We start from the raw sequence: 23,563 nt of genomic DNA, 5'->3' as shown, positions 1-23,563 counted from the left end.
AAAAACTGCGAGCGCTGGATCAACACCAGCTTGCAGTTCACCCACTTGGCATTTTTGGTGCTGCTCCTCAAAAGATTGTGAACACGTTCTGAGCAAGTCCGAAGCGGGTTTCTTCGATGGGCAAACCGTTGCCTTGCTGGAGGAAATGAGCGCGGATATTGCCTTTGCCCTGCGCAACTACCGGCGGGAAGAGCGGCTGCACTTGACGGCGCGGGTGTTCGAGAACAACTCGGAAGGCATCGTGGTGATAGATCGGGGACGGCGGGTTGTGATGATCAACCGGGCTTTCACCCAGCTGACGGGCTACCCGGAGGGCGACGTCAAGGGGCGGCCCCTGTCCCTCATCGACCCGGACCGGAACCCCAGGGGGTTTGCGGGGGAAATGCGGGCGGTGGTGGCTCAAGGCCGGGCCTGGAAGGGGGAAGTGTGGGTCCGGCGGGTCGATGGGTCCGCGTTTCCGGCGGACTTTTCGGTCAATGGGGTACCTGGCCCCGATGGGCAGCTGGCCCATTCCGTACTCGTTTTTTCCGATGTCAGCCAGCGCAAGGAAGACGAGGCCCGGATCCGTTTTCTGACCAATCATGATTTTCTGACCGGATTGCCTTCGCGGGTCAGCCTGGAGGACAAGTTCGCTGCGGCCCGCGACCGGGTCCGTCATGAAGGAGGACGGCTGGCCCTGTGTTTCCTGGATTTAGACCGGTTCAAGAACGTCAATGACACCCTGGGGCATCCCAGTGGCGACCAGCTGCTGGTGGAGGTCGCCCATCGCCTGGAGGCGGTGCTGGCGGAGGGTGACGCAGCCCTGCGGCATGGGGGAGATGAATTCGTCGTACTGATGCCAGTGCCGGAAGGCCGGTCGGAGCAGGTGTCCCGCATCGGACGCCTGCTCCGGGCCCTGGATGAGCCGTTCCACCTGTCCGGGTGCGAGTTCAGCCTGTCATCCAGCATCGGGGTGGCGGTCTGGCCCGATGACGGGGGCAGCGCCGAAGCGCTGCTGAATCGGGCCGATATGGCCATGTACCGGGCCAAGGAAGAAGGGCGCAACACGATGGCTTTCTTTGCCGACGGGATGCTCGCGCCTCCCAGCGAGCGGCTTTCCCTGGAGCACGCCCTGCGGCGGGCGGTGGAGCGGGATGAGCTGCGCCTCCACTACCAGCCCCTGGTGTCCGCGGCGGATGGCAGGCTGGTGGGTGCGGAAGCCTTGCTCCGCTGGTCCCATCCGGAACTGGGACCGGTATCCCCCGGACGTTTCATTCCCCTGGCGGAAGAGAGCGGCCTGATCCTTCCCATCAGCGACCGGGTGCTGGAGATGGCCTGTGCCCAGATCGCTGACTGGGTCCGGGACGGACATCAGCCCGTGCCCGTCGCCATCAACCTGTCCGCACTCCAGTTCCGCCGCAGCGACTTTGTCGATTCGGTGGCCGCGGCCCTGGAGCGCCATGGCGTGCCGGCCCGTCTCCTCGTGCTGGAGGTGACCGAGAGCATGGTGATGCGCGATGTGGAGCAGGCCGCCCGGCAACTGGCCGAGCTGAAGGCGCTGGGTCTGTCCCTGGCCGTGGATGATTTCGGGACGGGATACTCCAGCCTGGCCTATCTCAAGCGCTTCTCCCTGGACAAGCTGAAGATCGACCAGTCCTTCGTGCGGGAGATCAATGCGGGGCCGGAGGACCGGGCCATCGTGACCGCCATCGTTGGCCTGGGCCGGAATCTGGGTATGGAACTGGTGGCTGAGGGGGTCGAAACCGAGCTCGTGGCCAGCACCCTGCGCGGTCTCGGCTGCGATCATCTCCAGGGCTGGCTCTACGGCAAGGCCGTGCCACCCGACGAGTTTGCCGCCGGTTGGCTGGCAGCACGGCAGCCGGCCTGAAAAAGCCGGCCGCGGAGCCGCTTCCGGGCCCTATAATCCGCGGATTCTTCAACGCTTTTCCCGCCTTCGATGCTGTTCTGGTTCGTCATCGCCTACTGGCTGATCTCGGTGGCTGTCGGCCTGATGGCCGCCACCCGCGTCCACAACGCGAGGGATTTCGCGGTTGCCGGCCGCCATCTGCCCTTTTACATGGTCACGGCCACCGTGTTTGCCACCTGGTTTGGCGCGGAGGCGGTGCTGGGAGTGCCTGCCACCTTCCTCAATGAGGGCTTGCGCGGGGTGGTGGCTGACCCCTTCGGCTCGTCCATGTGCCTGATCCTGGTGGGCCTGTTCTTTGCAGCACCCCTGTACCGGATGAATCTGCTGACCATCGGCGATTTTTACAAGCGGCGCTACGGGCGGGGCGTGGAGGTGGCCACCACCCTCGCCATCGTCGTCTCCTATCTGGGCTGGGTCGGGGCCCAGATCACGGCGCTGGGGCTGGTCTTCAACGTGGTGTCGGGGGGTGAGGTCAGCCAGACGGCGGGCATGTGGATCGGCTCCATGACCATCCTGATCTACACCTTGTTTGGCGGGATGTGGGCGGTGGCGGTCACCGATTTCCTGCAGATGATCATCATCGTGATCGGCATGCTGTGGATTGGTGGTGAAGTCAGCGAGATGGCTGGCGGCGTGAGCGTGGTGGTCAGCCATGCGATCAGCGAAGGCAAGACTGCCTTCTTTCCGGAGGCCGACGCGAAGGAAATTCTCGCTTTCATTGCCGCGGCGGTGACCATGATGCTCGGTTCCATCCCCCAGCAGGACGTCTTCCAGAGGGTCCAGTCAGCCAGGTCCGAGAAGGTTGCCGTGTGGGGTTCGGTGGTGGGCGGCACCCTGTATCTGGCGTTCGCCTTTGTGCCCATGTTCCTGGCCTATTCGGCCACCCTGATCGATCCGGCGATGGTCCAGCGTCTGATGCAGACCGACTCCCAGATGATCCTCCCCGAGCTGGTCCTCTCGAAGGCGCCTCTCGTGGCCCAGATCCTTTTCTTCGGCGCGCTGCTCTCTGCCATCAAGAGCTGCGCTTCGGCCACCTTGCTGGCTCCGTCGGTCACCTTTACCGAGAACATCCTGCGCCCGGCCATGCCCCACATGACCGACAAACAGCTCCTGTTCTGGATGCGGGCCGTCACCTTCATATTCACGGTGCTGGTCACCCTGTATGCGATGGTGTCCGATGCCAGCATTTTCAAGATGGTGGAGAACGCCTATCAGGTCACCCTGGTGGCCGCGTTCATTCCCCTCCTGTGCGGCCTGTTCTGGCGCCGGGCCACCAATCAGGGGGCACTGGCCTCCATCTTCTGCGGTGTGTCCGTGTGGATCGGCATTCATCTGGCCGGAGGCGAGGATCCCCTTGTGCCTGCCCAGCTTGCCGGTTTGCTGGCCAGCACCATCGGAATGGTGGTGGGCTCCCTGATGAAGCAGTTCATCCCTCACGAACATGGAATCCATGAGCGCCTCCGCCATGGCCATCACGCGGCGGCCCAGCACGGGGTTGCCCACGAGGGCATCGGGGTGGTGCACCGCCACTGAGCGCAGGGGTCCGGGGCTTCCCGCCAGCGCCCCATGGGCCCGCGGGCGGGGCTCCGGGGGGCTTTCTGCGCCGGGCCCGGGAACCTTGGAGGCCATGGCCCGTCTCTTTCTTCGTGCTGTTTTTCCCCTTTCCCCTGGTTCCTTGATGATGCACCTGGACAACCCGAAAACCGTGGCTGTCGCCCTGACCGGCGCCTCTGGAATGCCTTACGGCCTGCGCTTGGTGGAGTGCCTGCTGGCTGCCGGCTGCCGGGTCTGGCTGCTTTACTCCCAGGTGGCCCAGGTCGTGGCCCGCCAGGAAATGGATCTGAGCCTGCCGGCCCGCCCCGCCGAGGTGGAGTCCCTGCTCGCCGGGCGTTTCAGTGCTCGGGAAGGCCAGTTACGGGTGTTCGGGCGGGAGGAGTGGTTCGCCCCTCCCGCCTCTGGCTCCAATCCCCCGGATGCCATGGTGGTCTGCCCCTGCTCCATGGGCTCCCTGGCCTCCATTGCGGCGGGCTTGGCCAGCAACCTGATCGAACGGGCCGCCGACGTGGCCATCAAGGAGGGGCGCAAGCTGATCATCGTGCCCCGGGAGACACCCTTCTCGGTCCTCCATCTGGAGAACATGCTGCGTCTGGCGCGGATGGGCGTGGTGATCCTCCCTGCCAACCCCGGCTTCTACCACCACCCGCGGCGGGTGGAGGATCTGGTGGATTTCGTCGTGGCACGCATCCTTGATCAGCTGGCGGTCCCCCATGAGCTGATGCCCCGCTGGGGCGAAGGTACGGAGGGTGAGTCATGAGCACCCGGGCCCCGGAAGTTCTCGAAATCCCCCTGTTTCCCCTGGGCACGATCCTGTTTCCTGACGGGGTCCTGCCCCTCAAGCTGTTCGAGGCGCGTTACCTGGACATGGCAGCCCGTTGCATGCGGACGGAGAGTCCCTTCGGCGTCTGTCTGATCCAGGAGGGGGGTGAGGTGGGGCAGCCAGCCACGCCCCATGCCCTGGGGACCCTGGCCAACATCGTGCACTGGGACATGAACCAGCCGGGTCTGTTGTTTCTGACCACCCGCGGGGGCGCGCGCTTCCGGGTGCTGGAGCGCCGGATCGAGGCCGACCGCCTCCAGACGGCCCGGGTGGAGCTGCTGCCGGAGCCGCCGGTGGTGCCCATTCCCCCCGCGCTGGCAGGGCTCCCGGCCCTGGCCCGGGCGATCGTGGAGGACGCGGGCGAGGAGCTCTTCCCTCCGCCCCACCGTTTTGAGGATCCCACGTGGGTGGGTTACCGACTGGCCGAGGTGCTGCCCATTCCCAACCGGGCCCGCCAGCGCCTGCTGGAACTGGACGATACCCTGTCGCGGCTGGAGATCATCCTGCAGTACCTGCGCCAGCACCGCCTGCTGGACTGAACAGGTCATCCCGGAGCAGCGCGTCGAGCAGCTTGCGGATGGGTGCCGGAAGGGCGGCTTGGTCCAGCTGGGTGAGGGGCTGCCACAGGATGCCAGGTTCGCCGCAGGCGTCGGTCCGGCTCACCTCCACGGCTTCCGGTTTCAGGTTCAGGGTGAAATGGGTGAACACATGGCGAAATCCTGCCAGGGGACTGATCCGATCCACCCTCAGGCCGTAGCGGGCAGACACCCACTCCTCCGTGGAGGCATCTTCCGGCAGTTCCGGCAGACTCAGCAGCCCGCCCCAGATCCCGGTGGGGGGGCGGCGCTCCAGCAGGACCGCGTCTCCCGCCAGGATCACCGCAAAGCGGCCACTGCGTTCCGGCTTGATTTTCCTGGGCCGCGGGGTGGGCAGGCTGGAGACCTTGCCTTCCCGCAGGGCCACGCAGCATCCGGCAAGCGGGCAGAGAGTGCAGGCCGGTTGGCTGCGGGTGCATACCGTGGCCCCCAGGTCCATCTGGGCCTGGGTGTAGATGTCCACGTCCCGTTCCGGGAGCAGCTGCTCCGCCAGGCGCCAGAGGGCGTCCTCCACCTCCTTGCGACCGGGAAAGCCTTCGATGCCGAAGGCCCGGGTCAGCACCCGCTTCACGTTTCCGTCCAGGATGGCTGCCCGGGTGCCGTAGGAAAAGGCACTGATGGCGGCAGCCGTGGAGCGACCGATGCCGGGTAATGCCACCAGTTGGGCGGGGTCTGCGGGAAAGACCCCGCCGTGCCGCGCCATCACCTCCCGGGCGCATTTGTGCAGGTTGCGGGCCCGGGCGTAGTAGCCCAGACCACTCCACAGGGTCAGCACGTCCTCCACCCCGGCCAGGGCCAGGCTGGGCAGGTCGGGGAAGCGCTCCAGGAAGCGCTGGTAGTAGGGAATCACCGTGTCCACCTGGGTCTGCTGGAGCATGATTTCCGAAAGCCATACCCGATAGGCATCCCGCACCTGCCAGGGCAGATCGTGGCGGCCATGGGCCTTCTGCCAGGTGATCAGGGTTTCTGCAAATGTATTCAATCTCTTAACCCCTCGACGCTGGGCCCCGGGGGCGGCGATAATGCAGCCCCCCAACCGGTCCCGGGCTGGCTCCTGCCGTGCAGGCTGGCCCCCATGATGCCACTATGACTGTGACTAAAAATGATCCGGCGGTCCGCGCCTTTCGCGACACGCTGGGCATGTTCCCTACCGGAGTGACGGTGATCACCGCCCGGGCGCCCGGCGGCGCGCCCATCGGTCTTACCGTGAGTTCCTTCAACTCCGTCTCCCTGACCCCGCCGCTGGTGGTCTGGAGCCTGTCCAGCCACTTGCCCAGCGTACCCATCTTTGAAAGTGCGGCAGTGTACGCGATCAATGTGCTGGCAGAGGGCCAGCAGGACCTCTCCCAGCGCTTCGCCAGCCGGGCGGACGACAAGTTTGCCGGTGTGGCGTATTCCGAAGGAGAAGGCGGAGTGCCCATCCTGACCGGCTGTGCGGCCAGCTTTCAGTGCCGCCAGTTTGCCCGCCATCCCGGCGGTGATCATGTCATCTTCATCGGCGAGGTGGTTGCGTTTGATCGCGACGTGGCCCGCAGGCCCCTGGTCTTCCAGGGGGGGGCGTACCGTCACCTGGCCTGAGCCATGACTGCATCGACCCCGCGCTGGATCGAGACCGGCCACGGACAGCGGGGCCTGCTCTTCCTCCATGGCGTCAGTGGCGGGGCTGCAGGCGCCCTCGACCTGCTGCCCGCCCTGACGCCCCCGGGGTGGCGAGGCCTGGCCTGGGACATGCCGGGGTATGGCACCAGTGCTCCGATCCGGTCGCTGGATTTCAATCTTCTGGCGGACGCCCTGATCGCCCTGCTCGATGCAGCGGGCCTTGATCAGGCCGTTCTGGTGGGGCACAGCATGGGTGGCATGGTTGCCCTGCAGGTGGCTGCGCGTTTCCCCAACCGGGTTTCGGGCCTGGTCCTCGCCTGCTGCACGCCGGCCTTCGGGGCGGCTTCCGGTCCCTTGCAGCAGGCCTTTCTCGAGCGGAGGCTGGGCCCTCTGGATGAGGGAGCAAGCATGCGCGAACTGGCCATCGAGTTGATTCCGGGCATGGTGGGTCCCGGAGGGGATCCACAGGTGGTGGCGGATGCCGTGGACCTGATGGCGGAGATCCCCCCGGACAGTTACCGGACGGCCATGGAGGCGCTGGTGGCTTTTGATCAGCGCGCAGCCCTGCCCGGGCTGACCATGCCCACCCTGGTGCTGGCCGGAGTCCATGACCGGGTATCCGTACCGCAGGTGGTGCGCCGGATGGCCGAACGGATTCCGGCGGCCACCTACCGGGAACTGGAAGCGGGCCATCTGGCGCCCTTCGAGGAGCCGGAAGCCTTCGCTGCAGAAGTGCGTCGTTTCCTGCAGGGGCTCGATCATGCCCCGGTCACTTTCCTGCTCTAGGCTGACTGCTTTTTATTCCCGATGGACGAGAGCCCCTTCAAAGGCAAGACCGGTGTGCGCCGGGTCTGGAACGCCTTTCACTATTCCATGGCAGGCCTCGGTGCGGCCTATCGCAACGAGGATGCCTTCCGCCAGGAAGCCTGGCTGGCTGGCCTGCTGGTACCCTTGGCCCTGTTCCTGCCGGCCACGCCGGTGGGAAAGGCGCTGATGGTGGCCAGCGTGCTGCTGGTGCTGATCGTCGAGCTGATCAACTCAGGCCTTGAGGCTGCGGTGGATCGGATTTCCCTGGAACATCATCACCTGGCCAAGCGGGCCAAGGACATCGGCAGTGCGGCAGTGTTCGTCGCGCTGGTCAATGTGGCCGCCGTCTGGGGCCTGGTGCTCTTTGCCTGAGTCTTTACCCATGAATCTTCCGACTGGACGCAAGCCTTGCGTCAATTGCACCTGCGCGACCACGGGCTTCTGCCCGCGGGGCGTGGGCGCGAACATTCCTCCCGAGCTGGCTGTCCGGGAGGCTGCTGTGGCCCGACCTGCGAGCTCTGGCCAGCAACGCCGGGAGGCGCTCCGCCAATTGCCAGGAAACCGGCGCACCATGCGCTTCTGAAATGACTGACACTACTTCCCACGCGCTCTCCCATCTCGTCATCCACCAGCTGATCCGGGAGGCCGCAGGGCCATCCCGGGTCGAACTCCGGGAAGTGGCCAACCCCCTGGATGAGGCTGCCAGCCGCCTGATGGAGCGCCTGTGCCGCCACTTTGCCGAGCGGCCGGGCAAGGGCTACGGCCACTTCGAGCAGGATGAGCGGAGCTTTCCGATGGTGCGCTGGGTCCGGGAGCACGCGGTGGAGGGCAGCATGGACTTCGCCCGGCTGTCCCGGGAGATGGTAGCCCACCTGCAGCAGCGTATCGACGAGGACAAGGTGGAGGAAGGCGGCTACGTGCTGGTGGCCCGGGCCACGGTGTTCGGCGCCGATTGCCTCTATGTTGCGCTCCTGAAAGAGACCCTGGGAACGGTGATCGGGGAGGGGCTCAGTCTCCATGACCGCTCTCACCTGGATTTCTCTGCCCTGCAGGTGGCCGGGCGCATCGACATCAGCGCCTGGCAGGCGGGTGCCGAACGCTACATCAGCTTCCTCAAGGGGCGTGGGGACCTGGCCAGCTGGTTCAAGCGTTTCCTGGGGTGCACCGATGTGGTGATTGCCTTGAAGGAGACGAAGAAGCTGGTGGACAGTCTGGGGCATTTCGCCGAGACCCAGCAGCTCGAGGCTCCGCTGCGGGATGAGCTGCTGGAGCGGGCCCATGCGGTGCTGGAGGAAATGGGAGAAACCGGTGCGCCGGTGGACATGGCGGCGGTGGCCGAGCGGATCTTTCCGGCAGCGCCGCAACGCCTCGTGCAAACCCTGCAGGATGAAACCCTCGATCTGGCCAGCGGCTTTGTGCCTGACAAGCGGGCCCTCAAGCCCCTGATCCGTTTCCGGGCTGCAGCCCAGGACTGGAAGCTGGAGTTCGAGCGCAGCGGCCTGCGGGCCGGGACGATCCAGTATGACGGGGAGAGCAATACCCTGGTGTTGACCAATGTGCCGGAGAGTCTGCGCAAGCTCCTGCTGGAGGCGTGAACGCCTTCGGGAGGCGGGTATGGTTCGTGTCAAAAATTTTGTTTATGCTGTTTCCGTGGCTTTCGCTGGGAAAGGCCGCGCCACCGCAGTCTGGTAGTCAAATCAGCCGTTTTCAACCCTCAACAGGTCCCTGACATGCAACTCGTTCTGATCAGTGGTTTGTCCGGCTCGGGCAAGAGTGTGGCGCTCAACGTGATGGAGGATTGCGGCCATTACGTCGTGGACAACCTGCCCTCGGCCCTGCTGCCCCAGCTGGTGAGCCATCTGCGGGGAGCAGGCTACCAGCGCATCGCGGTGGCGGTGGATGTCCGTTCGGGTGCGAGCATTTCGGCGCTGCCCAGGCAGGTGGAAACCCTCAAGGCCATGGTGGCCGACGTGCGCTTCCTGTTTCTCGACGCCCGGGACGAGACCCTGATCGCCCGCTTCTCCGAAACCCGCCGCAAGCATCCCCTGGGGGACGGCTGTGCCACCCTGGCCGAGGCCATTGCCCGGGAACGGGAGGCACTGGCCCTCATCTCCGAACTGGGGCAGCGCCTTGATACCAGCGAGCTGTCCGCCAACACCCTGCGCAACTGGGTCAAGGCCTTCATGGGCCTGGAGGCAGGCAGCCAGATCGCGGTCCTGTTCCAGTCCTTCGGCTTCAAGCATGGCATCCCCCTGGATGCCGACCTCGTCTTTGACGTGCGGTGTCTGCCGAACCCCTACTACGATGCCGCCCTGCGCCCGCTCACCGGTCGCGACCAGCCGGTGATTGATTTCCTGAACCGGGTGCCGGAGGTGGGGCAGATGATCGACGACATCTACCGGTTCGTGGCGTCCTGGCTGCCGGCCTATGTGAATGACAACCGCAGTTACCTGACCATCGCCATTGGCTGTACCGGGGGGCAGCATCGTTCCGTCTTCATCGCCGAGCAGCTGGCCGAGCGCTTCAAGGACAATGCCCGGGTTCAGGTGCGTCACCGCTCCTTCAAGTGATGGCCGGTCCGGCCTTGCGCCCCTGGTTCGCAGCCTGGGCGCGCCATCTCAGGCCGGGAGATCTGCTCGTGCTGTTCCTGGCCCTGGGGGCCAGCGTCGGGTCGGCCCTGTTCCTGTGGCAGGGGGGGCGCCCGGACAAGGCCGTCGTCAAGGCTGGAGGCCGGATCTTTGCCGAAGTGGATCTGAAGACTCCGCGGACCTTCGAGGTGCCCGGGCCCCTGGGCATCACCCGCATCGAGATCCAGCCCGGCCGGGCCCGGGTGGCCAGCGACCCGGGGCCCCGCCAGTACTGCGTCCGGCAGGGCTGGCTGAGTACCTCGGGGGCGGTGGCCATCTGCGCCCCCAATCAGGTGAGTCTGGCCCTGTCCGGAAGCCGCGCTGACTATGACTCCCTCAACTACTGAGCGGATCCTGACGCCCACTCCGGACGATCAGCGGGTGGCCCGCCATGCCGCTGCGGCCATCGTGCTGACGGTGGCAGAGGCCGCCATCCCCCTGCCCCTGCCGGGGGTCAAGCCGGGTCTGGCCAACATCATCACCCTGGTGGTGCTGGTCCGCTGGGGCTGGCGGGAGGCGGCCTGGGTTGCCCTTTTGAGGGTGCTGGTGGGGAGCCTGGTGCTGGGCCAGTTCCTGGCGCCGGGTTTCTTCCTGAGCCTGGCCGGGGGGGTAGCCAGCCTGGTGGTCCTGGCCTTGAGCAGATATCTGCCTCCTCGCCTGTTCGGGCCGGTGAGCCAGAGCATCCTGGCGGCTTTCGCCCATATCGGCGGGCAGCTGGTGGTGGCCCGTGCGTGGCTGGTACCCCACGATGGGGTCTTTTATCTGGTCCCGGTATTTGCGCTGGCGGCGGCGCTGTTCGGCCTGATCAATGGCCTGATGGCAGCCCGCCTGCTGGCAGAGCATTCAGCGCCGGCGACGGGCGACGGGACGCGGAGCGGGCTTGTGCGGTAAGCCGAGGGCCGCCCGGGACAGGCGGTCGGCATCCGGATTGCGGTGTCGGGGAATCCACTCCAGGCGGGCATGCTCGAAGGCCGCGAGACTGTCCTGGACACGGGCGATCAGGGTCTTCAGGTGCGGGAGCCGGGTGATGTGTTCGCCCCGCACATGACGCACCGCAAAATCGCTGTCCCCGCGGATGTGCAACTGCCGGGCTCCTGCTGTCCGGGCCATCTCGAGGGCCCGGGCCAGCGCCAGCATTTCCGCTTCGTTGTTGCAGCCGCTGCCGCCCAGCGTCGAGGATTCGAGTCGCTCACCCGCCGGGCCGATCAGTACGACGCCCAGGCCGAGCCGGCCCGGATTGGGGTGGGCGCAGCCGTCGAACCAGATTTGCCAGGGGGGAGGGGGCTGCTCGGCGCTCATGGAGAGGCTCAGCAGCCGACCTGTCGCCCCAGGCGGTAGAGGGCTACGCTGGCCATGAAGTTGGGTTCATCCACAATGATCCTGTCCTCGTCGAAAGCCAGCCGTTCGTGGATGGCGATGCCCTCCTGAACGCACAGATCGTCGAAGTCGGCGATCGTGAAGAAGCGGACGTTGGGGGTGTTGTACCACTGGTGGGGCAGGTTCTTCGAGACGGGCATGTGGCCGTTGAGGATGGACTGCCGGTGGCGCCAGTAGGCAAAGTTGGGAAAGCTGACCACGGCCTCCCGGCCGACCCGCAGCATCTCCTTCAGGATCCCCTGGGTGTTGTGCATGGCCTGCAGGGACAGGCTCATGATCACGTGATCGAAGAAACCGTCGTCAAAGCCCGCCAGCCCCTGATCCAGGTTGATCTGGATCACGTTGATCCCGTTGCGGACACAGGCGACGATCCGTTCCGGATCGTTTTCCACCCCGTAACCGCGCACCTGCCGCACTTCAGTCAGGTGGCGCAGCAGGCTGCCGTCACCGCAGCCCAGGTCAAGGACCCGTTCCCCCGGCTCGATCCAGTTGGCGATCACATCGTAGTCGTAGCGCTGGAAGCTCATCACACGTTCCTCACAGCCGGATGTTGTCGATGTAGGCCCGCAGTACTGCGTGGTACTGGGGGTCGTCGAGGAGGAAGGAGTCGTGGCCGGCCGGGCAGTCGATCTCGGCGTAGCTGACCCGCCGGTCGCTGTGCATCAGGGCATAGACGATCTCCCGGCTGCGGGAAGGGGCAAAGCGCCAGTCGGTACTGAAGGACACCACCAGGTAGTCGGCCTTGGCCCGGCCCAAGGCCGCCACCAGATCACCGTTGTAGTCGAAGGCCGGATCGTAGTAGTCCAGGGCCTTGGTGGTCAGCAGGTAGGTGTTGGCGTCGAAGAAGCCGGCGAACCTGTCGCCCTGATAACGCAGGTAGGACTCGATCTCGAACTCCACGTCGTAGCTGAATACAGGTTTTTCGTGGCGCAGGCTGCGGCCGAATTTCTGGTCCATCGAGTCATCGGACAGATAGGTGATGTGGCCGATCATCCGGGCCAGGGCCAGGCCGCGGGCAGGTACCACGCCCTGTTCGTAATAGTGGCCGCCGTGGAACTCCGGATCCTTGAGGATGGCCTGGCGGGCAACTTCATTGAAGGCGATGTTCTGGGCGGTCAGCTTGGGCGCGGAGGCAATCACCAGGGCGTGACCGACCCGGTCGGGGTACTGCAGGGTCCACGACAGGGCCTGCATGCCGCCGAGGCTGCCGCCGACCACGGCAGCAAAGCGCTCGATGCCGAGCAGGTCGGCCAGCCGGGCCTGGGTAACTACCCAGTCCTCGACGGTGACGAAGGGGAAGTCGGCGCCCCAGGGCTTGCCGGTGGCGGGGTGGATGCTGTTGGGCCCGGTGCTGCCGTAACAGCCTCCCAGATTGTTCACCCCGATCACGAAGAAGCGCTCGGTATCGAGGGGTTTGCCGGGCCCCACCAGGTTGTCCCACCAGCCTACGGCACCACTATCTGCATGAACCCCCGCCACGTGGTGGGAGCCTGACAGGGCGTGACAGACCAGCACGGCGTTGTTGCGGCTGGCGTTGAGACGGCCATAGGTCTCGTAGACCAGATCATAGGCGGGGAGCGTGCCGCCGCTCTTCAAGGGCAGCGGCTCACTGAAGTGGGCCCGTTGGGGCGCCACGATACCAACGGAGTTGTGAGTCATCTTTTCTTTCGTTCCTGAAACGAAAAACCCAGTCGGCGAACGGTCGCGGGCTGGGCTGCCGTCGCTTTAGCCGTATTTTTATAGCGCCCGCAAGCTGAAGGGTTCAAATCGGCGCTGATGGCAAAGATTAACGCGAGCTCCGGCAGCAAGTCAAATTCGCGCTCACAGCCTGTCGACCGCCTCCCGTACCTTGTCCGGATCGTCCAGTTTGAGGAGCTTCTGGACTTTGGCGGTCAGGTCACTGGCATCCGCCCGCAGAATCGCTTGCTTGACCTCCAGGATCTGGGCCGGGTGCATGGAGAACTGGCGCAGCCCCATGCCGATCAGGAGGCGGGCGCAGTCCGGGTCACCGGCCATCTCACCGCATACGGATACCGGGATGCCGGCCTTGGCACCGGCCTGGATGGTCTGATGAATCAGCCGCAGCACGGCTGGATGGAGCGGGTTGTAGAGGTGGGCGACAGCCTCGTTGCCCCGGTCAATGGCCAGGGCGTACTGGATCAGGTCATTGGTGCCGATGGACAGGAAGTCCAGGCGCCGGGTAAAAGCGCCCAGGCACAGGGCCGCGGCCGGGACCTCGATCATGCCGCCGACGGGGACGTTCTCATCGAACTTGATCCGGCGTTCCCGCAACTGGTTCCTGGCCTTGTCCAGCAGGATCAGGGTCTGGTCGATCTCGTTGCTGCTGGACAGCATCGGAATCAGGATCTTCAGTTTGCCGAAGTGGCTGGCCCGCAGCAGGGCGCGCAGCTGGGTCAGGAACATCTTGGGCTCGGCCAGGCAGTAGCGGATGGCCCGCAGGCCCAGTGCCGGGTTGTCTTCCTGGCGGCTGGCGCCTTCCAGTTCCTTGTCGGCACCCACGTCCAGGGTGCGCACCGTGACGGGCTTGCCCGCCATGGTCTTGAGAACGGTCTTGTAGGCCTCGAACTGTTCATCTTCGTCGGGCCAGCTGTCCCGGCTCATGAACAGGAACTCGGTGCGGAACAGGCCCACGCCATCTGCCTCGACGGCCTTGGCCTGGGTTGCGTCGGGCGGCAGCTCGATGTTGGCGAGGATCTGGACCTCTTCTCCATCGAGGGTGGCAGCCCGGGTGGATTTGAGGCGCTTCAGCTTCGAACGCTCCAGCTCCAGTTCGGCCTTGCGCAGGCGGAATTCTTCCAGGATCCGCTCGTCCGGGGCGACGATGACGATCCCCCGGGTGCCGTCGATGATGATCAGCTCGTCATCCTTGACCACGTGACGGATGTGGCGCAGGGCCACCACTGCGGGGATGGACAGGCTGCGCGCCACGATGGCCGTGTGTCCGGTGGGGCCACCGACGTCGGTGATGAAACCGGCCACCGCATGTTCCTTGAAGCCGATGGTGTCGGTGGGGGAAAGGTCGTGGGCCACGACAATGGTGCCCAGCCCATCCTTGCGTTTGGGGGGCAGATGACCGGGGTGTCCCAGCAGCACCTTGACGATGCGCTCGACCACCTGCACCACGTCGGCCTTGCGCTCGCGCAGGTAAGCATCCTCAATGGCTTCGAACTGGTCCACCAGCTGTTCCATCTGCTGGACCAGAGCCCATTCCGCATTGGCCCGGCGGGTGCGGATCAGGTTCTCTGCCGCACCCACCAGCATGGGGTCTTCGAGGAACATGATGTGCATGCCCACGAAGGCGTCCACTTCGGAGGGCGCCGTGCCGCTGGAGGTGGATACCTTCAGCCCGGTCAGTTCGGCCTTCACCTCGGCCACCGCACCCTGCAGGCGCAGGACCTCTGCCTCCATGTGCTTTGGGGCGATGGTGTAATGGGCCACCTCAAGCAGGGCGTGGGAGACCAGGTGGGCATGACCGATGGCAATGCCCTGGGAAACGCCGAGTCCGTGGACCGTGAAGCTCATGTCAACCTCTGGTGGGGTGCGTCGGGAGGGCTTACTCGCCTTCGCCAAAGTAGTCGTTGATCAGCGCGAGGATCGCCGTCATGGCTTCATCGGCATCGCTGCCGGTGGTGTCGATGGTGATCCTGGTGCCCTTGGCGGCGGCCAGCATCATTACCCCCATGATGCTCTTGGCGTTGACCCGCTTGCCATTGCGTTCCAGCCACACTTCGCACTGGAAGGCACTGGCGGTCTGGGTGAGCTTGGCAGAGGCACGGGCGTGCAGGCCCAGCTTGTTGATGATTTCAGCTTCCTGGCGCGGCATGGGTCGGTTCTTCCTGTGAAGGGGTGGATGGGGCGAGGGGCGGGTGTGGCGGCCTCAGGCCGTCGGCTTCATGTGAACGACGCCTTCGCAGGCGCCGGCCACGGCCTTCTTGACCAGGAGCTCCATGCCCCGCTCCCGGTAGGTGATCGTTCGCAGCAGCATGGGCAGATTGACCCCGGCCACACCCTCGACCCGGCCGGGCGCCAGCAGTTTGGCGGCCAGATTGGCGGGTGTGGCGCCGAGGATGTCGGTGAGCACCAGCACGCCCTCACCGGAGTCCACCATCTGAAGCAGCTGGTGGGCCAGGGGCAGGATGTCGAGGGGATCGTCCTGGGAGCTGACGCCCAGTTGCAGCATCTGAACGGGGCGTCGGTTCATCACGTGGCAGGCGCACTGAATCAGCGCTTCGCCGAGGGTTCCGTGGGTGATGAGGAGGACACCGATCATGGGTGCCATTCTATCCCAAGGGGCTGGTCGGACAACGGGGCTTCAATCCACGACCCGGGTGGGGATGATGTCCTTGCCAAACTGCAGGCGGTCTTTCAGGGCCCGGGTGACTTCGACACGGCCTGCCCCATCCACCCGCAAAGCATGGGCTATGCCGAAACGCCGGGCGTAGTCGCGCCAGGCTTCTCCCCCGAGATAGACGGGCTTGCTGGCAGCGTCGGACAGGGTGCCGGCCCTCGGGCGTGGGGTGACCAGGACGGTGACCGCCTGGGTGCCTTGTGCCGGCTGGCCGCTGCGGGGATCCAGGAGGTGGCAGTAGCGCTCACCCTCCATCTCGAAGAAGCGCTGGTAATCCCCCGAGGTGCCGATGGCCTCCCCGTCCCGCAGGGGCAGGGTGGCCAGGGGCCGGGGTTCCCTGGGGTGCTGGATGCCCACCCGCCAGGGTTGGTCGCCCTTGCTGCCCAGGGCCAGCAGGTTGCCGCCGATGTTGATCAGGGCGTTGGAGATGCCCTTGTCCTGCAGGATGGCGGCAGCCCGGTCGAGGGCATAGCCCTTGGCATACCCTCCCAGATCCAGCTGGACGGCCGGATTGGGGCTGGTGACCGTATTGTGGGCGATGCTCAGGTCGGCGATCCGGGGCCGGGCCCGGAGCAGGGCATTGAGGTCGGCAGGGTCGGGACGAACGGGCTGGAAGGTATCCGTATGGAAGCCCCACAGCTGGATCAGCCTGCCCAGGGCCGGGTCGAAGAGCCCGTCGCCGGTGGCGGAGATGCGCTGGGCGTCGGCGAGCATGGCAGCCAGCTCATCCGATACCGGGATGTCCGGGCGTCCGGCGGCAATGGCGTCGTTGAGGGCGGTCAGCTCTGAGGGCTCCCAGGCATGGTAAGCCCGGTGCAGCCGGTCGAATTCCCGCAATACCTCGGCCATGGCTGTCCGGGCCTTGTCCTCGGATGAGTCCCAGGTGAGCACTTCCACCCGGGTGCCGAAGACATAGGCCTCCTGCTGGTGGAGACGTTCTCTGCTGCAGCCTGAAAGGAGCAGCAGACAGGCGCTGGCCAGCCAGGCGAGAGCCCGGAGCGTCAGGAGCAGGCCTCCTCAAGGGCGTCGATGACTGCGCCAGGAACGTCGAAGCCCATCTGGGCCGTGATTTCGACCATGCAGGTGGGACTGGTGACGTTGATCTCGGTGAGGCAGTCGCCGATGACATCCAGGCCGACGATGAGGAGCCCGCGGGCCCACAGGATCGGGGCGAGGTATTCGGCGATGGCACGCTCACCGTCGGTGAGGGGCATGGCCACTCCGCGGCCGCCGGCAGCCAGGTTGCCACGGGTCTCGCCGGCCATTGGAATGCGGGCGAGGGCGTAGGGGATGACCTTCCCGCCGATGATCAGCACCCGCTTGTCGCCGCCGGAGATGGCCGGCAGGAAACCCTGGGCCATGATGGTGCGCTGGCCGTTGTCGGTGAGGGTCTCGATGATCACGTTGCGGTTGGGGTCGTCGGCCTTCACCCGGAAGATCTGGCTGCCGCCCATGCCGTCCAGGGGCTTGAGGATGGTGTCCCCGTGGGCATCGATGAAGGCGTTGAGATCCGCTGCTGCACGGGCCACCCGGGTCGGTGGCGTGAACTGGGGAAACTCGGTGATGGCCAGTTTTTCGGAGTGATCGCGGATGGCGCAGGGGTGGTTGAAGACCCGGGCGCCGGCCTGGGTGGCCCGCTCGAGCAGCCAGGTGGCGGTGACGTATTCGAAGTCGAAGGGCGGATCCTGGCGCATCAGCACCGCATCGAAGGCAGTCAGGGGCAGGTGGGTTTCGTCGCCAGGCCGGTACCAGTCGTCATCGTTGTCGCTCACCGTGAGGGCGAGGGCCCGCGCCGACACCGTGCCGGCTTCCCAGATCAGATCCGGCCGTTGGATGGCGAAGACCTGATGGCCACGACGGGCCGCTGCCCGCAGCATGGCGATGCTGGAGTCCTTGTAGGCCTTGAGCTGATGAAGAGGGTCGAGGATGAAGGCGAATTTCATCGGGTGCTCCGGACTCAGGCGGCCACGGCCACGGAAGTGGGCTCGGTGGCCTCGATCTCGAGGGCTGCGGCCAGCAGGGCCAGACGGGCCACCACGCCGTAGGCGTAGAAGCGGTTGGGCGGCGCATCAGGGCCCTGGTTGCTGTCGGGCAGGCTGCAGGAGGTGTCGAAGGCCAGCGGTTCGAAGTGCATGCCCGGGGCGTTGAGGTTCTCGTCGCGGCCGCGCTGGGTGTGGACCCGGTAGAAACCGCCCACCACGTAGTGATCCATCATGTAGACCACCGGTTCGGCGACCGCGCCGTTGAGGGTCTCGAAGGTATGCACGCCTTCCTGGATGATCACGTCGTGCACCTCCAGGCCCTCCTTGACCACGCTCATCTTGTTGCGCTGCTTGCGGTTGAGGCCGATCAGCTCGGCGGCGTCCTTGACCGTCATGACGCCCATGCCGTAGGTGCCGGCGTCGGCCTTGACCACCACGAAGGGCTCGTCGCTCACCCCGTACTCCTTGTACTTGGCGCGGATGTGGTCGAGCATCGCTGCGACCTTGTCGGCCAGTTCCTGCTCTCCGGTGCGGGCATGGAAATCCAGGCCCGAACAGGTATCCCAGGCCGGGTTGATGCGCCAGGGGTCGATGCCGATGGCAGCACAGAAATCCTGGGTGACCTTGTCGTAGGCGGCCGCGTGGTTGGATTTGCGGCGGGAATGCCATCCGGCATGGACCGGGGGAATGACCCACTGGTCGGAGAGCCCTTCGAGCATGGCCGGAATGCCGGCAGACAGGTCGTTGTTGAGCAGCACGGCGCACGGCTTGAAGTCCTTCAGGCCGAGGCGGTTGTCATGGTGGACCAGGGGCTCGAGGGTGAGGCTGCTGCCATTGGCCAGCTCGACCACGGTCGGCTCGGTGATCTCGGGCAGCAGGCTGCCCAGCCGGACTTCCAGGCCGGTGAGGCGCAGGATGGACACCAGCTTGGCCACGTTCTGCAGGTAGAACTGGTTGCGGGTGTGGTTCTCCGGAATCAGCAGGATCGAGCCGGCCCCCACGCAGATGCGCTCGATGGCGGCCTGGGCTGCCTGGACGCACAGGGGCATGAAGGCGTCGTTGAGGTTGTTGAAACCACCCGGGAAGAGGTTGAGATCCACCGGCGCCAGCTTGAAGCCGGAGTTGCGCAGGTCGGTGGAGCCGTAGAAGGGGGGCATGTGTTCCTGCCACTGGGTACGCATCCAGCGCTCGATGGCGCAGGCCTTGTCGAGGAAATGGCGTTCCAGCTCCAGCAGGGGGCCGGTGAGTGCGGTGGTGAGATGGGGGACCATGGTGCCTCGCAGACTGTTCTCGGGTGGGCGGTGCGTCGGTGGCCCGACGCCTGGAAGGAGCGTCATGGACCCGCGCGGCCCGTTATCGTTCACTCGATGTTACACCATCCCTCCGGTTCGCCCTTTTCCGGCGCACCCGCTTCAGGCCGGTTCGGGCAGGAAGGCGGCGAATTCGCCAGGCAGGGGTGCGTTCTCGAGGCTGCGCTGGGTGAACAGGTAACGTCCGTCACAGACGAAGCCCAGATCGGCCCAGTCGACCCCATTGAGGACATCCCGGAAAGCGTCGATATTCACGTCCTGGCGGTGGGGAAAGAGGGCCATGACGGCCCCGTCGAAGTGGCAGCAGGGGTGGGTGAAGAAGGGGTGAGGGTGACGGGTCTTGGTATTGACATAGACGCGCGGAGCATCGCTCTGGGGGTAGCCCCGGCCCCATTGCCACCAGTTGCTCTCGTCGAAGGGGCGGATGCGCCGGGCCATCAGACGGGTTTTGTGGGGGAGCAGGGCCGCCGGTGGGGCTTCGCCAGGTTCGCTCCAGATCATCCGGCGGGTGCGGCCACTGCGGGCGGTCCCCGAGTGGACGAAGTCCCGGGTACCGGCTTCATCGTTTACGAAGAGGAGGTCGGCGCCGGATACGGCCCCCACCCGTACGCTGGCGATCCGGCTCAGGCTGAGGGGATATGTCCCCTTGCAGAACAGCAGATGGCCGGCGCTTTCGGCGAAGTGGCGGAATTGCCAGTGGGGGTGGTCCAGCCCATGGCTGAGGTCATCCCCCTGGCCCAGATGCGCCCAGGCGGTCTGATGACACAGGTTGTCCAGCTCGTAGCGCCAGATCAGGCAGTTGGGGACGGCGTTGGGAAATACCCGGGCATCTCCCAGTTCGATGGCGTGGGTAATGGTGCCCCGCTGGTGCAGGGAGCGGTTGAGGCTGCGCGCGCTGGTGGCCTTGAGGAAGTCCCGGGGAGTGATGAAGATCAGCTCACCCCCCGGCTTCAGGTGCCGGATGCACTTTTCGATGAAGAACAGGTAAAGGTTGCTGCGTTCATCGAAGCCGTCCAGGCGGAGCAGGGCACGGGTGCTGGCGGGCATGTCCTGGTAGCGCACATAGGGCGGGTTGCCGATCACCGTGTCGAATTTCTCCTCTTCCGGATAGGCGAAGAAGTCGATGTTGAGGGCATCCGGTGGGCACTGGCGGGGGTCCAGCTCGATTCCCACCGCGTTGTTGAGCTGACGCAGAAAGGCTCCGTCACCACAGGACGGCTCCAGGACCCGGCCAGGGTTGTGGCGCAGGCGCAGCATCGCCCGTACTACCCGGTCGGGGGTGAACACCTGACCGAGCTGGGTCGGGTCGGGGAGGGGGGGGGTGTTGGCGGAGGGCATCAGGCTCAGTTTTCCCCTGCCAGGAAGAGCACCAGCAGTTCGTTGAGGAAATGCCGTCCCTGGCGGGTCGGGCGGATCATGTCGCCATCCACCTCCACCAGGCCCTGCTGCCGTGCCTTCAGCAGGCCGGCCTCCAGCGCTTCGAAGGGCAGGCCGGTGCGCTCGGCGAACAGCCGGCGGGGAAAGCCGTTGTTGAGCCGCAGGGCATTCATCATGAATTCGAAGGGCAGCTCGCTGGCGCCGATGGTGCGGCGCTCCTGCACGAAGCTGCCCGTCCCGCTGGCCGTCAGGTAGGCGGAGGGGTGCCTGGGCCGGGTTTCCCGGATGATGCCTGCGTGGGAGGAGAGTTTGCCGTGGGCGCCTGCGCCAATCCCCAGGTAGTCACCGAAGGTCCAGTAGTTCAGGTTGTGGCGACATTCCTGGTGGGGTTTGGCGAAGGCCGAGGTCTCGTAGTGGATATAGCCGGCTTCCGCCAGGCGTTCCTCGATGTGGTCCTGCATGTCGGCGGCCGAGTCCGGATCGGGGATGGGGGGCGGTGCCGAGGCGAAGGCCGTGTTCGGCTCCAGGGTCAGGTGGTAGCAGGACAGGTGGGGCGGGGCCAGGGCAAGGGCGGTTTCCAGATCCGCCCGGGCTTCGGCGAGGCTTTGTTCCGGCAGGGCGTACATCAGGTCCAGGTTGACCGCATCGAAGTGGGTCAGCGCGGCTTCGGCGGCGGCGATGGCCTCCGCCCGGCCATGGATGCGTCCCAGAGCCTGCAGGTGGCGCTCATTGAAGCTCTGGATGCCCACGGACAGGCGATTGACACCGGTTTCCCGGAAGGCCTTGAAACGACCCGCATCCACAGTGCCCGGGTTGGCTTCCAGGGTGATTTCGGCCATCGGGTCGAGGAGGGTGCGCATCCGGATGCCGGTGAGGAGCTGGTCCAGCCCGTCCGGACTCAGCAGGCTGGGGGTGCCGCCGCCGATGAAGATGCTGTGCACCCGTCGTCCCCAGATCTGAGGCAGTGCGCCTTCCAGATCGGCGATCAGGGCCTGGATGTAAGCCGCTTCGGGAATGCCTTCGTCGCGTACTCCGTGGGAGTTGAAGTCGCAGTAAGGGCACTTCTTCACGCACCAGGGGAAATGCACATAGAGCGCCAGGGGAGGCGATGCGCTGAGGCGGGATTCGAAGCCGCCCTGGTCGCTGCGGGGAGCTGGAGAGCGAGGCGTAATGGGGATGGTGCGGTGGTTGGACATCGGCATGTGCAGCGAGGCCGGCCCAGGGCCGGCAAAAGGTCAGGCCAGTTCGGCCTGCAGCTTGTCGAGGAGCTGGCGGAAGGCCTTGCCCCGGTGGGACAGGACATTCTTGAGTTCGGCGGGGATTTCGGCGGCAGTCTGCTCCAGGTCGGGCACCAGGAACAGGGGGTCGTAGCCAAAGCCGGCACTGCCCCGGGGGGCATCGAGGATTTCCCCGTGCCATTCGCCGGTAGCCATCAGGGGCTGGGGGTCGTCCGCGTGACGGACCAGGGCGAGGGCGCAGTAGAAGCGTGCCCGGCGATCTGTCTGGCCGGCAAGTCGGGTCAGAAGCAGTTCGTTGTTGCGCTGGTCGGACTTGGGTTCGCCGGCGAAGCGCGCTGACAGGACGCCGGGGGATCCTCCCAGGATGTGCACGCACAGCCCCGAGTCGTCAGCCAGGGCCGGCAGGCCGGTGACATGGGCGGCGTGGCGGGCTTTGGCGATGGCGTTTTCGATGAAGCTTGGGTGAGGCTCTTCGGCTTCCGGGACTTGGAAGGCCGACTGAGGCAGCACCTCGATGCCGAGGGGGGCGAGCAGGGCGGAGAGTTCCTTGAGCTTGCCGGCGTTGCCGCTGGCCAGGACGAGCTGTTTCATGGGGGGCCTCGCTTTCGTGGCGCTCAGGCTGGAATGCCGAGGGCCTTTTTCTGTTCCACAACGAGTTCGGCAATGCCGGTGCCGGCCAGTTCCAGCAGGCTGTCCAGTTCAGCGCGGGAAAAGGGCGCGCCTTCGGCGGTGCCCTGGACTTCGACAAAGCCGCCGCTGCCCGTCATGACCACGTTCATGTCGGTTTCACAGCCGGAGTCTTCCGGGTAATCGAGGTCGAGCACGGGAACCCCCTTGTAGATGCCCACCGAGATGGCGGCGACGAAGTCGCGCATCGGGTTGGCAGGCAGCTTGCCGGCCTTGACCAGCCCCTCCAGGGCTTCATGGACAGCAATGCAGGCGCCTGTGATGGATGCGGTGCGGGTGCCTCCGTCAGCCTGAAGCACGTCGCAATCGATGGTGATCTGGCGCTCGCCCAGGGCGGTCATGTCCACCACGGCGCGCAGGCTGCGCCCGATCAGGCGCTGGATCTCCTGGGTCCGGCCGCTCTGCTTGCCCTTGGCCGCTTCGCGGGCGCTGCGGGTGTGGGTGGAGCGGGGCAGCATGCCGTATTCGGCGGTCAGCCAGCCCTGGCCCTTGCCGCGCAGGAAGGGGGGGACGCTCTCTTCGACACTGGCCGTGCACAGCACCCGGGTGTCGCCGAATTCGATGAGCACCGAGCCTTCTGCGTGGCGGGTAAAGCCGCGGGTGATGCGGATGGGGCGGAGCTGGGCGGGCGTGCGGCCACTGGGGCGGGCGAAGGAGGTGTCGGTCATTTGAACTTGGGATGGGTTCTTCTGCTTGTGGTTGAAAGCCTTGTGTGGTAGGGGTTTGGCTGCCTCTAGCTACACGGATGCTTTAGGCGTCCCCTGATTGTGCCAGCTTCACAGCCGGCATTGGTCACGCCTTGCACTTACCTTCGAGCAAGCCCGCTTCACACTCGCCACCTAAATGCCGAAGTGCTCCGCCGGCGCCAACGGCGGCATCGTCAAGGCTCTTGGACCGCCCCAGGGGCTTGCCGGCGGGGGGCACCAGGTCGAAGCCTTCCCGCATCGAAACCACCGACACGCCCTTGGCCTTCAGGGCTTCAACGGTGCAGAGCACGTCAATGGTGTTGCGCCCGAGCCGGTCGATTGCGGCAACGATTACCACGTCCCCCTCCCGCACATAGGCCAGCAGGGCCGCCATCGATGGGCGCTCGGTCGCAGCGATCGCACCCGATACCCCGTCATCGGTGAACCACTTCGCTACGGCGTAGCGGGCCGAAATGGTGCGGCGCTGGTTCTCGCAGGTTTGGTCATCGGTCGAGACGCGGGCATAGGCGACGATGGCGGACATGGCGGGCTTCTTTCTGGCTCAAAACCTATACCTTTTGAGCTATCGACCGAAACGCCAAAATCGAGAAACGCAGGGGAAACG

The 23,563-nt window shown here is 65.7% G+C and carries 26 protein-coding genes; 11 read left to right on the top strand and 15 right to left on the bottom strand.

Going from position 1 to position 23,563, the window contains the following annotated elements:
• Positions 1–145: 145 nt before the first annotated feature.
• The 4 genes from PHD22_RS04675 to PHD22_RS04660 all read left to right on the top strand — a co-directional run bounded on the left by PHD22_RS04675 (position 146) and on the right by PHD22_RS04660 (position 4,822).
• The gene (locus tag PHD22_RS04675; RefSeq protein ID WP_299862978.1) at positions 146–1,867 is read left to right on the top strand and encodes an EAL domain-containing protein; all 1,722 of its coding nucleotides are present in this window, start codon (positions 146–148) and stop codon (positions 1,865–1,867) included.
• Between the two features lie 69 nt (positions 1,868–1,936).
• The gene (locus tag PHD22_RS04670; protein ID WP_299862977.1) at positions 1,937–3,439 is read left to right on the top strand and encodes a sodium:solute symporter family protein; all 1,503 of its coding nucleotides are present in this window, start codon (positions 1,937–1,939) and stop codon (positions 3,437–3,439) included.
• Positions 3,440–3,593: 154 nt separating this feature from the next.
• Positions 3,594–4,220 carry a flavin prenyltransferase UbiX gene (locus tag PHD22_RS04665; RefSeq protein WP_299862985.1) on the top strand — a complete coding sequence of 209 codons (627 nt, stop codon included), beginning with the start codon at positions 3,594–3,596 and terminating at the stop codon, positions 4,218–4,220.
• The gene (locus PHD22_RS04660; RefSeq protein ID WP_299862975.1) at positions 4,217–4,822 is read left to right on the top strand and encodes an LON peptidase substrate-binding domain-containing protein; all 606 of its coding nucleotides are present in this window, start codon (positions 4,217–4,219) and stop codon (positions 4,820–4,822) included. The genes PHD22_RS04665 and PHD22_RS04660 overlap by 4 nt, the downstream gene beginning before the upstream one ends.
• On the opposite strand, the gene mutY is transcribed toward PHD22_RS04660, so the two are convergent.
• Positions 4,782–5,861 carry an A/G-specific adenine glycosylase gene (gene mutY / locus PHD22_RS04655; RefSeq protein WP_299862972.1) on the bottom strand — a complete coding sequence of 360 codons (1,080 nt, stop codon included), beginning with the start codon at positions 5,859–5,861 and terminating at the stop codon, positions 4,782–4,784. The genes PHD22_RS04660 and mutY overlap by 41 nt on opposite strands.
• Positions 5,862–5,965: 104 nt before the next feature.
• Between mutY and PHD22_RS04650 the strand changes: the two genes are divergently transcribed.
• The 7 genes from PHD22_RS04650 to PHD22_RS04620 all read left to right on the top strand — a co-directional run bounded on the left by PHD22_RS04650 (position 5,966) and on the right by PHD22_RS04620 (position 10,803).
• Positions 5,966–6,457, top strand: coding sequence for a flavin reductase family protein (locus PHD22_RS04650; protein ID WP_299862970.1), 492 nt, complete (start codon positions 5,966–5,968; stop codon positions 6,455–6,457).
• A 3-nt stretch (positions 6,458–6,460) separates the two neighbouring features.
• Positions 6,461–7,264: an alpha/beta hydrolase gene (locus tag PHD22_RS04645; protein ID WP_299862967.1), complete on the top strand. Its 804-nt coding sequence runs from the start codon at positions 6,461–6,463 to the stop codon at positions 7,262–7,264.
• Positions 7,265–7,285: 21 nt separating this feature from the next.
• A complete protein-coding gene (locus PHD22_RS04640; protein WP_299862964.1) occupies positions 7,286–7,657 on the top strand; it encodes a diacylglycerol kinase in 372 nt (123 codons plus the stop codon).
• 212 nt (positions 7,658–7,869) lie between these two features.
• The gene (locus tag PHD22_RS04635; RefSeq protein ID WP_299862961.1) at positions 7,870–8,880 is read left to right on the top strand and encodes a nucleoid-associated protein; all 1,011 of its coding nucleotides are present in this window, start codon (positions 7,870–7,872) and stop codon (positions 8,878–8,880) included.
• Positions 8,881–9,015: 135 nt separating this feature from the next.
• Entirely contained in the window at positions 9,016–9,855 is an 840-nt protein-coding gene (rapZ, locus tag PHD22_RS04630) for an RNase adapter RapZ (RefSeq protein ID WP_299862958.1), read from the top strand.
• On the top strand, positions 9,855–10,259 hold the full coding sequence (locus PHD22_RS04625) for a NusG domain II-containing protein (protein ID WP_299862955.1): 405 nt from the start codon (positions 9,855–9,857) through the stop codon (positions 10,257–10,259). The genes rapZ and PHD22_RS04625 overlap by 1 nt, the downstream gene beginning before the upstream one ends.
• Positions 10,240–10,803 carry a Gx transporter family protein gene (locus PHD22_RS04620; RefSeq protein WP_299862952.1) on the top strand — a complete coding sequence of 188 codons (564 nt, stop codon included), beginning with the start codon at positions 10,240–10,242 and terminating at the stop codon, positions 10,801–10,803. Before PHD22_RS04625 ends, PHD22_RS04620 begins: the two co-directional genes overlap by 20 nt.
• Here the strand turns inward: PHD22_RS04620 and PHD22_RS04615 are convergent.
• The 14 genes from PHD22_RS04615 to PHD22_RS04550 all read right to left on the bottom strand — a co-directional run bounded on the left by PHD22_RS04615 (position 10,756) and on the right by PHD22_RS04550 (position 23,482).
• Entirely contained in the window at positions 10,756–11,211 is a 456-nt protein-coding gene (locus tag PHD22_RS04615; RefSeq protein ID WP_299862950.1) for a ribonuclease HI family protein, read from the bottom strand. The two genes, PHD22_RS04620 and PHD22_RS04615, sit on opposite strands and share 48 nt — an antisense overlap.
• Before the next feature lie 8 nt (positions 11,212–11,219).
• Positions 11,220–11,816 (bottom strand): methionine biosynthesis protein MetW, encoded by a 597-nt coding sequence (gene metW / locus PHD22_RS04610; protein ID WP_299862947.1) that lies wholly within the window; start codon positions 11,814–11,816, stop codon positions 11,220–11,222.
• A gap of 10 nt (positions 11,817–11,826) precedes the next feature.
• Entirely contained in the window at positions 11,827–12,948 is a 1,122-nt protein-coding gene (locus PHD22_RS04605; RefSeq protein ID WP_299862944.1) for a homoserine O-acetyltransferase, read from the bottom strand.
• 162 nt (positions 12,949–13,110) lie between these two features.
• Positions 13,111–14,832 (bottom strand): phosphoenolpyruvate--protein phosphotransferase, encoded by a 1,722-nt coding sequence (ptsP, locus tag PHD22_RS04600; protein WP_299862941.1) that lies wholly within the window; start codon positions 14,830–14,832, stop codon positions 13,111–13,113.
• 31 nt (positions 14,833–14,863) lie between these two features.
• Positions 14,864–15,133, bottom strand: coding sequence for an HPr family phosphocarrier protein (locus PHD22_RS04595; protein WP_299862939.1), 270 nt, complete (start codon positions 15,131–15,133; stop codon positions 14,864–14,866).
• Between the two features lie 54 nt (positions 15,134–15,187).
• A complete protein-coding gene (locus PHD22_RS04590; RefSeq protein WP_299862938.1) occupies positions 15,188–15,580 on the bottom strand; it encodes a PTS fructose transporter subunit IIA in 393 nt (130 codons plus the stop codon).
• Between the two features lie 42 nt (positions 15,581–15,622).
• Positions 15,623–16,669: an FAD:protein FMN transferase gene (locus PHD22_RS04585; RefSeq protein ID WP_299862982.1), complete on the bottom strand. Its 1,047-nt coding sequence runs from the start codon at positions 16,667–16,669 to the stop codon at positions 15,623–15,625.
• Complete coding sequence (gshB, locus tag PHD22_RS04580) at positions 16,660–17,601, bottom strand: glutathione synthase (protein ID WP_299862935.1); 942 nt, start codon at positions 17,599–17,601, stop codon at positions 16,660–16,662. The genes PHD22_RS04585 and gshB overlap by 10 nt, the downstream gene beginning before the upstream one ends.
• 14 nt (positions 17,602–17,615) lie before the next feature.
• Positions 17,616–18,911 carry a glutamate--cysteine ligase gene (gene gshA, locus PHD22_RS04575; protein WP_299862932.1) on the bottom strand — a complete coding sequence of 432 codons (1,296 nt, stop codon included), beginning with the start codon at positions 18,909–18,911 and terminating at the stop codon, positions 17,616–17,618.
• A gap of 141 nt (positions 18,912–19,052) precedes the next feature.
• Positions 19,053–20,288 (bottom strand): class I SAM-dependent methyltransferase, encoded by a 1,236-nt coding sequence (locus PHD22_RS04570; protein ID WP_299862929.1) that lies wholly within the window; start codon positions 20,286–20,288, stop codon positions 19,053–19,055.
• Positions 20,289–20,293: 5 nt separating this feature from the next.
• Positions 20,294–21,523, bottom strand: a complete 1,230-nt coding sequence (gene hemW, locus PHD22_RS04565) for a radical SAM family heme chaperone HemW (RefSeq protein WP_299862926.1) — start codon at positions 21,521–21,523, stop codon at positions 20,294–20,296.
• A gap of 39 nt (positions 21,524–21,562) precedes the next feature.
• Positions 21,563–22,156 carry an RdgB/HAM1 family non-canonical purine NTP pyrophosphatase gene (gene rdgB / locus PHD22_RS04560; RefSeq protein WP_299862923.1) on the bottom strand — a complete coding sequence of 198 codons (594 nt, stop codon included), beginning with the start codon at positions 22,154–22,156 and terminating at the stop codon, positions 21,563–21,565.
• A gap of 23 nt (positions 22,157–22,179) precedes the next feature.
• Positions 22,180–22,920 (bottom strand): ribonuclease PH, encoded by a 741-nt coding sequence (gene rph / locus PHD22_RS04555; protein ID WP_299862920.1) that lies wholly within the window; start codon positions 22,918–22,920, stop codon positions 22,180–22,182.
• A gap of 124 nt (positions 22,921–23,044) precedes the next feature.
• Positions 23,045–23,482 (bottom strand): recombinase family protein, encoded by a 438-nt coding sequence (locus tag PHD22_RS04550; RefSeq protein ID WP_299862916.1) that lies wholly within the window; start codon positions 23,480–23,482, stop codon positions 23,045–23,047.
• Positions 23,483–23,563: the final 81 nt, after the last annotated feature.

Origin of the sequence: Zoogloea sp., assembly GCF_028693495.1 — a bacterium.
Taxonomy (GTDB): domain Bacteria; phylum Pseudomonadota; class Gammaproteobacteria; order Burkholderiales; family Rhodocyclaceae; genus Zoogloea.
Note: the sequence above shows the minus strand (reverse complement) of the source record. Positions and strands in the feature narration are given on the sequence as shown.

Excerpts from the sequence above, each read along its gene's own strand:
- PHD22_RS04615 (WP_299862950.1), bottom strand. The coding sequence starts at position 11,211 with ATGAGCGCCGAGCAGCCCCCTCCCCCCTGGCAAATCTGGTTCGACGGC.
- PHD22_RS04595 (WP_299862939.1), bottom strand. The coding sequence starts at position 15,133 with ATGCCGCGCCAGGAAGCTGAAATCATCAACAAGCTGGGCCTGCACGCC.
- PHD22_RS04635 (WP_299862961.1), top strand. The coding sequence starts at position 7,870 with ATGACTGACACTACTTCCCACGCGCTCTCCCATCTCGTCATCCACCAG.
- PHD22_RS04640 (WP_299862964.1), top strand. The coding sequence starts at position 7,286 with ATGGACGAGAGCCCCTTCAAAGGCAAGACCGGTGTGCGCCGGGTCTGG.
- PHD22_RS04645 (WP_299862967.1), top strand. The coding sequence starts at position 6,461 with ATGACTGCATCGACCCCGCGCTGGATCGAGACCGGCCACGGACAGCGG.
- PHD22_RS04660 (WP_299862975.1), top strand. The coding sequence starts at position 4,217 with ATGAGCACCCGGGCCCCGGAAGTTCTCGAAATCCCCCTGTTTCCCCTG.
- PHD22_RS04650 (WP_299862970.1), top strand. The coding sequence starts at position 5,966 with ATGACTGTGACTAAAAATGATCCGGCGGTCCGCGCCTTTCGCGACACG.
- rdgB (WP_299862923.1), bottom strand. The coding sequence starts at position 22,156 with ATGAAACAGCTCGTCCTGGCCAGCGGCAACGCCGGCAAGCTCAAGGAA.
- ptsP (WP_299862941.1), bottom strand. The coding sequence starts at position 14,832 with ATGAGCTTCACGGTCCACGGACTCGGCGTTTCCCAGGGCATTGCCATC.
- rph (WP_299862920.1), bottom strand. The coding sequence starts at position 22,920 with ATGACCGACACCTCCTTCGCCCGCCCCAGTGGCCGCACGCCCGCCCAG.
- hemW (WP_299862926.1), bottom strand. The coding sequence starts at position 21,523 with ATGTCCAACCACCGCACCATCCCCATTACGCCTCGCTCTCCAGCTCCC.
- PHD22_RS04625 (WP_299862955.1), top strand. The coding sequence starts at position 9,855 with ATGGCCGGTCCGGCCTTGCGCCCCTGGTTCGCAGCCTGGGCGCGCCAT.
- rapZ (WP_299862958.1), top strand. The coding sequence starts at position 9,016 with ATGCAACTCGTTCTGATCAGTGGTTTGTCCGGCTCGGGCAAGAGTGTG.
- PHD22_RS04605 (WP_299862944.1), bottom strand. The coding sequence starts at position 12,948 with ATGACTCACAACTCCGTTGGTATCGTGGCGCCCCAACGGGCCCACTTC.
- PHD22_RS04570 (WP_299862929.1), bottom strand. The coding sequence starts at position 20,288 with ATGCCCTCCGCCAACACCCCCCCCCTCCCCGACCCGACCCAGCTCGGT.
- gshA (WP_299862932.1), bottom strand. The coding sequence starts at position 18,911 with ATGGTCCCCCATCTCACCACCGCACTCACCGGCCCCCTGCTGGAGCTG.
- PHD22_RS04670 (WP_299862977.1), top strand. The coding sequence starts at position 1,937 with ATGCTGTTCTGGTTCGTCATCGCCTACTGGCTGATCTCGGTGGCTGTC.
- metW (WP_299862947.1), bottom strand. The coding sequence starts at position 11,816 with ATGAGCTTCCAGCGCTACGACTACGATGTGATCGCCAACTGGATCGAG.
- PHD22_RS04675 (WP_299862978.1), top strand. The coding sequence starts at position 146 with ATGAGCGCGGATATTGCCTTTGCCCTGCGCAACTACCGGCGGGAAGAG.
- PHD22_RS04620 (WP_299862952.1), top strand. The coding sequence starts at position 10,240 with ATGACTCCCTCAACTACTGAGCGGATCCTGACGCCCACTCCGGACGAT.
- gshB (WP_299862935.1), bottom strand. The coding sequence starts at position 17,601 with ATGAAATTCGCCTTCATCCTCGACCCTCTTCATCAGCTCAAGGCCTAC.
- PHD22_RS04590 (WP_299862938.1), bottom strand. The coding sequence starts at position 15,580 with ATGATCGGTGTCCTCCTCATCACCCACGGAACCCTCGGCGAAGCGCTG.
- PHD22_RS04550 (WP_299862916.1), bottom strand. The coding sequence starts at position 23,482 with ATGTCCGCCATCGTCGCCTATGCCCGCGTCTCGACCGATGACCAAACC.